This window comes from Aeromicrobium sp. (assembly GCF_036676885.1).
Lineage (GTDB): Bacteria > Actinomycetota > Actinomycetes > Propionibacteriales > Nocardioidaceae > Aeromicrobium.
In genome coordinates this window covers 1-3,262 of sequence record NZ_JAKFCB010000222.1, presented here as the reverse complement: position 1 = coordinate 3,262, position 3,262 = coordinate 1, and the positions used below count along the sequence as shown (strand labels likewise).

The following is a 3,262-nucleotide window of genomic DNA, read 5'->3' as shown; positions in this document are numbered from 1 at the left end:
GTCGGCGGTGATGAGCTTGGTGATGATGTCGTCCTGCGGGTTCTTGCGCCGCTCCTCGGCGAGACCCATCGCGTACATGAGGATCTCGGCGGCGGCCTCGTCCGGGTTGCCCTCGAAGTCGGGGTCGTCGAACGACATCATCGTGTTGGACCAGTCGAAGAGCTTGCCGCGGTCCTCCTGCGGTACGCCCATCAGGTCGGCGATCGCCTGCAGCGGCAGCTCGGAGGCCACCTCGTTGACGAAGTCGCCAGAGCCCTTGGCGATGGCCTCGTCGACGATGTTGTTGGCCCGCTGGACGAGCACGTCGTGCTGGGCGTTGATCGAGCGCGGCGTGAAGCCGCGGCTGATGATCTGCCGGATCTTGGTGTGGTCCGGCGGGTCCTGGTTGATCAGCATGATGCCCTGCAGCTCGACCTGCTCCCGGGTCATGTCCGGGGCGAAGCGGATGATCGCACCGTTCTCCAGGCTGGAGAAGTTCTTGCTGTCCTTGGACACTGCGGACACGTCGGCGTGCTTGCTGATGGCCCAGAAGCCGTCGCCGTGGAAGCCGGCTCGCGACTCCTCGGGCTGCTCGACCCACCAGACGGGCGCCGTACGCCGGAGCTCTGCGAACTGTTCGAGCGGGACGCCTGCCTGACACAGATCGGGGTCGGTCGGGTCGAAACCGCTGGGAATTGCGGGGGCGGCGGGCGTCGTGGTCACATGGGCTCCTTGATTTCTGTAACACGTTCTAGTTCATCCTGACATGAGTTCCGGAGTTTCGAAAGGCTTGTGCAAGACGAGAACGTGTTCTAGTTTTACCCCATGGGCACCCCCGTGATCGTCGATGCTGTCCGCACGCCCCAAGGCAAGAGGAACGGCGTGCTGGCCGGCCTCCACCCGGCAGTGCTCCTCGGCATGACCCAGGCCGAGGTCATCTCCCGCGCCGGCATCGATGCCGCCGTGGTCGAGCAGGTGATCGGCGGCTGCGTGACCCAGGCCGGCGAGCAGTCCAACAACATGGTGCGCCGCGCCTGGATGCACGCGGGCCTGCCCAATGCCACCGCCTCCACCGAGATCGACGCCCAGTGCTCTTCGGCGCAACAGGCCACCCACCTGATCCACGCCATGATCGGCGCCGGCCTGATCGGCGCCGGCATCGCCTGCGGCGTCGAGTCGATGTCGCGGGTCCCGCTCGGCGCCAACGTCCCGCCCGGCACGGGTTCGCCCCGGCCCGACGACTGGTCGATCGACCTGCCCAACCAGTTCGAGGGCGCCGACCGGATCGTACGAGACCGTGGCTTCTCCCGGGCTGACGTCGACGCGTTCGGTCTGTGGTCGCAGGAGAAGGCCCGGGCAGCACGCGACGAGGGCCGCTTCGCCCGCGAGATCTTCGCGATCAAGGCGCCGGTCCTCGGCGAGGACGGCCAGCCCACCGATGACACGCAGCTGGTCGACGCCGACCAGGGCATCCGCGAGACCTCTCTCGAGCGGCTGGCTGCGCTCAACCCGGTGCTCCCCGACGGCACGCACACGGCCGGCACCTCCTCCCAGATCTCCGACGGCGCCTCGGCGCTGCTGCTCATGGACTCCGACCTTGCTGCCTCCCTGGGACTCACGCCTCGGGCCCGCATCGTCGCGTCCTGCCTCGTCGGCGCGGACCCGTACTACCACCTCGACGGGCCGGTGCAGGCGACCGAGAAGCTGCTCACCGACACCGGTATGTCGATCAGCGACATCGACATCTGCGAGGTCAACGAGGCATTCGCCGGCGTGGTGATGTCATGGGCCAAGGTGCACGCCGTCCCCGAGGACAAGATCAACGTCAACGGCGGGGCCATCGCGCTCGGCCACCCGGTCGGCTCCACCGGAACCCGGCTGCTGACCACTGCCCTCCATGAGCTCGAGCGCAGGGACGCGAGCACCGCCCTGATCTCGATGTGCGCCGGTGGGGCGCAGGCATCAGGCACCATCATCGAACGCATCTGACTGACAGGACTGCCATGACCAAGAACGACAACCTGCGCGACGAGGCCGACTACGTCGTGGTCGGCGCCGGAAGCGCAGGGGCCGCAGCCGCGTCACGTCTGGCAGCCTCCGGAGCATCGGTGATCCTGCTGGAGGCGGGCAAGAAGGACACCTCGATGCTCGTGACCAAGCCAGGCATGATCGGGCCGATGCACGCCGAGCCCAAGATCAAGAAGAAGGTCGACTGGGGCTACTACACAACCCCGCAGAAGCACATGAACAACCGGGTGGTCCCGCAGACTCGCGGCAAGGTCGTGGGCGGATCCAGCTCGATCAACGGCCTGCTCTGGGTGCGCGGCAACCGGGCCAACTACGACTCCTGGGCCGCCGAGGGCAACACCGGGTGGGACGCGGACTCGGTCAACGAGACCTACAAGCGCGTCGAGGACTTCGAGGACGGCGCGGACGACTACCGCGGTGCCGGCGGCCCGATCAAGGTCACCCGGCACACGCAGCCGACCGAGGCGTCGCTGCAGTTCGAGCAGGCGACCGCGGACACGCTGGGCGTCAAGATCCTCAAGGACTACAACGCCGCCGAGCAGGAGGGCGTGAGCCGTTTCCAGCAGAGCGCGCACAACGGCAAGCGCTTCTCGTCATCGCGGGGCTATCTGACCAACACCAACTGGCCCACCATCCAGGTGCAGCCCGAGGTCCACGTCCAGAAGGTCGTGATCGAGAACGGTCGCGCAACCGGCGTCGAGGTCGTCGACAAGGGCGGCAAGCGTCGGACGGTTCGCGCCGGCAAGGAGGTCATCCTCTCCGCCGGCGTGTTCGGCTCCGCCCAGATCCTGATGCTCTCGGGTGTCGGCCCCGCCGCCCATCTCGCCGAGCACGGCATCGACGTCAAGGCCGACCTGCCCGTGGGCGACAACCTGCACGACCACCTGTTCGTGCCCACCACCTGGCTGATGCCGAATGCGGTGCACCGGGGCATCCCCACCTACTTCGCCCGCGGCCTGGCTCGCGAGCTCACGGTCGGTGGCTCGTTCCTGGAGAACACGGTCTTCGAGACCGTCGGCTTCGTACGTACGTCGTTGGCCACCGACGTTCCCGACCTGCAGATCCACGTGCTGCCCTGGGCATACCCGTCGCCCAACCAGGACGCGCCGATCCGGCACAAGGTCGACCGCCGGCGGGCGCTGACCGTGATGTCGACGCTCATCTATCCGCGCAGCCGCGGCACCGTGCGGCTCGCCTCGAGCGACCCGAACGCTGCGCCGCTGATCGACATGAACTACCTGGCTGAGGCCGGTGA

General features: G+C 67.6%; 2 protein-coding genes and 1 pseudogene. 2 read left to right on the top strand and 1 reads right to left on the bottom strand.

Annotation, left to right across the window (positions count from 1 at the left end):
• A pseudogene (locus tag V6M46_RS10135) lies at positions 1–702 on the bottom strand (steroid C27-monooxygenase); the annotation flags it as partial.
• Positions 703–804: 102 nt separating this feature from the next.
• Here V6M46_RS10135 and V6M46_RS10130 point away from each other — a divergent pair.
• The gene (locus V6M46_RS10130; protein ID WP_332664431.1) at positions 805–1,968 is read left to right on the top strand and encodes a steroid 3-ketoacyl-CoA thiolase; all 1,164 of its coding nucleotides are present in this window, start codon (positions 805–807) and stop codon (positions 1,966–1,968) included.
• A gap of 14 nt (positions 1,969–1,982) precedes the next feature.
• The coding region (locus V6M46_RS10125; protein ID WP_332664429.1) for a GMC family oxidoreductase at positions 1,983–3,262 on the top strand (1,280 nt) is incomplete at its 3' end.